Raw genomic sequence first — 4,181 nt, forward strand, 5'->3', positions numbered from 1 at the left:
CTTCTCCGCGCGTGCGGAGGTATTTCCATGCTTGGCTGCTCCCGTTCTGGGACAGCAAGCTCTTCTCCGCGCGTGCGGAGGTATTTCCACTACTGCACCTGCGGAGGAATTTCCCAGCCAGTGCAGAACTTCCGGCACCGTCGACATCGGCGCGTTGAAGACGAAGATCCTCGAGACCGTCCGCGACATCAACCTCGCAGACAACACCGTCGACGGCGAGGACGACGAGTAGGCAGCATCCCTACGCTGTACCAACACCGGAGTTCTCGCACAGACATTCGCAGCTTCCGGCAGACATGTCGCCGCTGCCGCTTAGAGTAATCCATGTCTTCAGAAAGCGCCCAGCGCAGGCGGCACGCTCAGCACGGCCCGCGAGATAAGGCCACGGCGAAACCACACGGTAAGGCCTCGGGGAAACGGCGCGACTGAAGCATCACACAGCGATCTGGGGAGTCCAACTCCCCTGCTTTTGTCCACTGTTTCCTACGTTTCGAAAGATTGGTGACTTACCATGCAGGACTCTACGAAGACCTACCAGGCGGCCAACCCGCTCACCACGGCCCGCGCCCACGCCGGCGCCGACTACGCGCCGGTGCGTGACACTCTCCTCACAGGCGACGAGCTCGTCTGTCTCTACGACGACGGCGAGGGCCATACTTCGCTGTGGCGCATGACGGCTCTCGATGCCGCCGGCGAGCTGCGCGACATCGACTTCTGCATCGAGGAGACCGAGACCGCGGAGCACGGCAGCTTCGACAACCCCTACCTCGACCTGCCGCGCGAGCTCGCGTTCGACCCGTTTACGGGCCAGCCGCGTCTGCTCACGGCCCTCGAGTTCCTCGAAGCGCTCCAGCGCTGGAACTCCGCCCAGGCCATCACCGAGGCAGACGCCGACTCCGTCGCGCGTCTCGCCCAGCTCTACCCCGACGCGTTCGCCCAGCTTCCGGTCAACACCGTCGCCGCAGCCTGGGGCGGTGACGACGCAGACGCGATGCTCAAGCGCGTCGAATACGACATTGTCTCCTACTTCCAGGACACCGTCCCCCTGAGTCTCTTCCGCACGCCGGCCCAGCTCCAGCGCTGGCTGGCCCGTCACCTCGCCTCCTCCCCGCTACGCGCCGAGGTCCGCTCGCTGCGCCGCTGGGAGCCCGACCGCGAGAACGCGATGCTCTTCCTCACCAAGCACATCGTGAAGGACAAGGAGGACCGCTACTACCCGTGGCTTCCCCACACGGACTTCACACCCGAGATGTGGGTCTCCAGCTTCGATAACCTCGACGCACGCCCGGGCCTCGTCATCGACTACGACGGCGCCGCCCCGCAGGACTACACCGCGGACTTCGCCGTCCACCGCGAGGACTTCCCTGCGGACGCGGTCTTCTCCACGCCCGCCCAGGACGCAGACGGCACCCAGCCACAGCCCGCGTGGTGGATGCTCTCGTTCCCAGACCTCGACATTCACCTGTGCATCGAGCACACCGCTGCGCTCCTCGAGCTCACCGTAGACCGCGACGGCCAGTCCGTCGCCCTGCGCATCCAGTTGCCCGAGGACGGCGAGCTCCTGCGCCGCGTCGAGGCCCATCGTCGCCGCTGGGCAGAGCTTTACGATGCCCACCCTCGCCGACCCCGTCCTCATCCCCGCCGCCGCAGCCCTCGCGACGCATCTCGATGCCGTCGACATCACCCGCGAGGCCTAATGCGCCCACCCCGCCCCCCGAAAGGAGAACCATGTCCGCACCCCACGACCACGAGCTCGCCGTCGCGCTGCTCGACCACCCCGCGTCCATCTCGGACGAAGACACTGGCGGCTTCCCGCCGTTCAACGATGACGACGGCGACGTCCCCCGCGGCTGCGCCTGGGATGAATACCCCTGCACCAACCTGCCCACACACTACATCCACTGGGCCGGCCACATCTGCGCCGAGTGTGCAGACAACCCAGACGTCACGCCCACCGACCGCGCCGCCCATGCCGATGCCGAGCTCTTCTGCGAGCGCCACTACCTGGCCGTGATGCTCGACCTCTTCGAGGTCCGCCTCCCCAGCTATCGCCTCACCCTGGGCGACCTCGTCGCCGACTTCGGCACACTGTCATCCGAGTAATCTCAAGCTGACGCGGCAGGCCTACTCCTCGTCCTCCGGCAGCGGCTTGCGCCAGGTGAGGTTGAGCAGCTGAATCCGCCCGCGCGGGTCGCCGTCCCACTCCACCTCGAGGTCGTGACGCTTAAGAATGTCCACGAGGAACCGCCCCAAAGCGGCGTCCATTCGAGCCCATTCGTCCTTCCGCTCGGGGTGGCCTTTGCGCAGCTTCTCGGCGTCGACCTCACCAGCAATCGGCGGGCCCGGCGCCCACGCACCGAAGACGAGATAAAGCTCCGTCGGCTCGTACGCCAGTCCCTCGGCATCCTGCATGTGAAAGCCACACGATGCCCAGTCACGATAGGGATACTCCCCCTCCGGCACATCGACCTGGGTGCGTTCCTCCCCAAGCAGCTCGTTACAGTCACTGACATCGAATCCAAGGCTCATTCCCGTCACGAGCCCTTGGTCTTCCATCTCATCGAATGCAGCCTTCACCCGGTCGTAATCGGTGGGGTGCTCCCACTCCGACTCCTGGGCCTTGCGTTCTTCCCACACCTGCTCGGCGGCCGCGTGCGGATCATCATTGGGATACACGTCTTCGAGTTCGTTGTCGTCCACGGCTTCGTGGACCTCGTCCAAGGTCATGAATCCCGGAAGGATCCAATGGTTGAGTTGCTGGCGCAGCGAATCTGAAATCTCCATGCCTCCACAGCATAAAGAAAAACTCTCCGCCACGGCGCGCCGCCCCTTGCGTGCCTTCGGAGCTCTCACCCTCGCAGCTGCGGCGACGCTGGGCGTCGGCAGCGGCAAGGCTGGCGCCATCGCCCTCGGTCAGGTCCGCATCTCCGACACCCCGGACGGCACGCCGCACAAGCGCACCGGCACAGCTATCGCGCCCGAGCGGGTGCTCACCGCCGCGCACTGCGTCGAGGGTCCCTCCATCAACGTCGGCCGCCAACAAAACAAATGAAGCAAGGCTGCCGGGAATTCAACCCAGCGATTATCCCTGCACGGCAGCCGCGCCTTCATCACCGGACGCAAGCGAATACCACGTCCATGCAACGTATCCGATATAAGCGAGCGGCAGGACGAGCGGAAAGAAATAGCCAACAGCCACGCAGGCGGCAAGCACACCGATAGCCACTCGTCCGCCTGCTAGCTCCGATTTTGCAGCAATGAACCGTGCTGTTGCTACGGCAGCGATGAAGAAAAGGGCAACGCCGAGCACCCAATGGATTCCACTTCCGATGCCCATGATCAGCGTCACAACACCTGCACAAACCCACAGGATCTTGTGAAGACTCAAGCTAGATCTCTCCTAATTCTTAGGGGCAGTCGCTACAGGAACGATGTGGTCGGTATGGGTCTGACCCCACTCGCAAGTTAACACACACTTCATGATGTTTCTCGGGACCTTGTAAAACCTTCGGACACCTTCACCTGAATGTCGCCCGGCAGCGATGGTACAAGCGACCTGTGCATCCTAATTGTGAGCACATCGAGGCGGAAAGCCCCCTTGCCGCATTCCCGAGGGGTGAATACGATGTATTCAGAGCGCTGAAGAGAAGGGAGAATCGAATGACAACCATGACCGTACGCATGAGCGACGAAGACGCCGAGCTCGTCCGCAAGTATGTCAGATTCGAAGGCACAACGATCTCGGAATTCGCCCGAAGCGCAATGCTAGAAAAAATTGAAGACCATGCCGACCTTCAGGAACTTCGAGCCGCCATCGAAGCCGATGACGGACAGCGTTTTAGCATCAATGATGTCCTCGAAGAGCTTGATTAATGTCAGCCAACGGCCCTAGCTACAGAGTTAAGCTCACCGCCTCGGCTCGGAAACAGCTCAAGAAGATGGACCGGTTCGATGCGCGGCTTCTGCTTAATTGGATGAAAACCCATCTCGAAGGCTGTGCCGATCCGCGTGCTTTCGGCAAAGGCCTCACAGGCGATCGATCTGGCGAATGGCGCTACCGTGTCGGCGCTTATCGAATCCTCGCGCTCATTCACGAATCAACCATCACGATCGAGGTTTTTGCTGGTGGAAGGCGCGACACGATCTATCGCGGGCTAAGTAGCAGAAAGCGTGTCTGATTC

Annotated in this window: 7 protein-coding genes; 5 read left to right on the forward strand and 2 right to left on the reverse strand. The window is 62.5% G+C overall.

Annotated elements, in window-relative coordinates; all coding sequences use genetic code 11:
- Both HMPREF2559_RS12205 and HMPREF2559_RS12210 read left to right on the forward strand, forming a co-directional pair.
- Positions 1-232 (forward strand): hypothetical protein (locus HMPREF2559_RS12205; RefSeq protein ID WP_210387040.1); only part of this gene is annotated, 232 nt, incomplete at its 5' end.
- A 279-nt stretch (positions 233-511) separates the two neighbouring features.
- The gene (locus HMPREF2559_RS12210) at positions 512-2,014 is read left to right on the forward strand and encodes a hypothetical protein (protein WP_070540967.1); all 1,503 of its coding nucleotides are present in this window, start codon (positions 512-514) and stop codon (positions 2,012-2,014) included.
- 110 nt (positions 2,015-2,124) lie between these two features.
- On the opposite strand, the gene HMPREF2559_RS12215 is transcribed toward HMPREF2559_RS12210, so the two are convergent.
- Positions 2,125-2,784 carry a DUF6891 domain-containing protein gene (locus tag HMPREF2559_RS12215; RefSeq protein ID WP_070540970.1) on the reverse strand — a complete coding sequence of 220 codons (660 nt, stop codon included), beginning with the start codon at positions 2,782-2,784 and terminating at the stop codon, positions 2,125-2,127.
- On the opposite strand from HMPREF2559_RS12215, the gene HMPREF2559_RS12220 reads away from it, so the two are divergent.
- Complete coding sequence (locus tag HMPREF2559_RS12220; RefSeq protein ID WP_070540973.1) at positions 2,783-3,052, forward strand: hypothetical protein; 270 nt, start codon at positions 2,783-2,785, stop codon at positions 3,050-3,052. The two genes, HMPREF2559_RS12215 and HMPREF2559_RS12220, sit on opposite strands and share 2 nt — an antisense overlap.
- Before the next feature lie 30 nt (positions 3,053-3,082).
- Here the strand turns inward: HMPREF2559_RS12220 and HMPREF2559_RS12885 are convergent, their stop codons facing one another.
- Positions 3,083-3,388: a hypothetical protein gene (locus HMPREF2559_RS12885; RefSeq protein ID WP_141681492.1), complete on the reverse strand. Its 306-nt coding sequence runs from the start codon at positions 3,386-3,388 to the stop codon at positions 3,083-3,085.
- Between the two features lie 272 nt (positions 3,389-3,660).
- On the opposite strand from HMPREF2559_RS12885, the gene relB reads away from it, so the two are divergent.
- Entirely contained in the window at positions 3,661-3,873 is a 213-nt protein-coding gene (relB, locus tag HMPREF2559_RS12225; protein WP_062040565.1) for a type II toxin-antitoxin system RelB family antitoxin, read from the forward strand.
- A complete protein-coding gene (locus tag HMPREF2559_RS12590) occupies positions 3,873-4,178 on the forward strand; it encodes a type II toxin-antitoxin system RelE family toxin (RefSeq protein WP_083297850.1) in 306 nt (101 codons plus the stop codon). Before relB ends, HMPREF2559_RS12590 begins: the two co-directional genes overlap by 1 nt.
- Positions 4,179-4,181 lie beyond the last annotated feature (3 nt).

Origin of the sequence: Corynebacterium sp. HMSC072G08, from assembly GCF_001809185.1 — a bacterium.
Taxonomy (GTDB): domain Bacteria; phylum Actinomycetota; class Actinomycetes; order Mycobacteriales; family Mycobacteriaceae; genus Corynebacterium; species Corynebacterium phoceense.

Coding starts and splice junctions, on each gene's coding strand:
- HMPREF2559_RS12210 (WP_070540967.1), top strand. CDS start 512: ATGCAGGACTCTACGAAGACCTACCAGGCGGCCAACCCGCTCACCACG.
- HMPREF2559_RS12220 (WP_070540973.1), top strand. CDS start 2,783: ATGCCTCCACAGCATAAAGAAAAACTCTCCGCCACGGCGCGCCGCCCC.
- HMPREF2559_RS12215 (WP_070540970.1), bottom strand. CDS start 2,784: ATGGAGATTTCAGATTCGCTGCGCCAGCAACTCAACCATTGGATCCTT.
- relB (WP_062040565.1), top strand. CDS start 3,661: ATGACAACCATGACCGTACGCATGAGCGACGAAGACGCCGAGCTCGTC.
- HMPREF2559_RS12590 (WP_083297850.1), top strand. CDS start 3,873: ATGTCAGCCAACGGCCCTAGCTACAGAGTTAAGCTCACCGCCTCGGCT.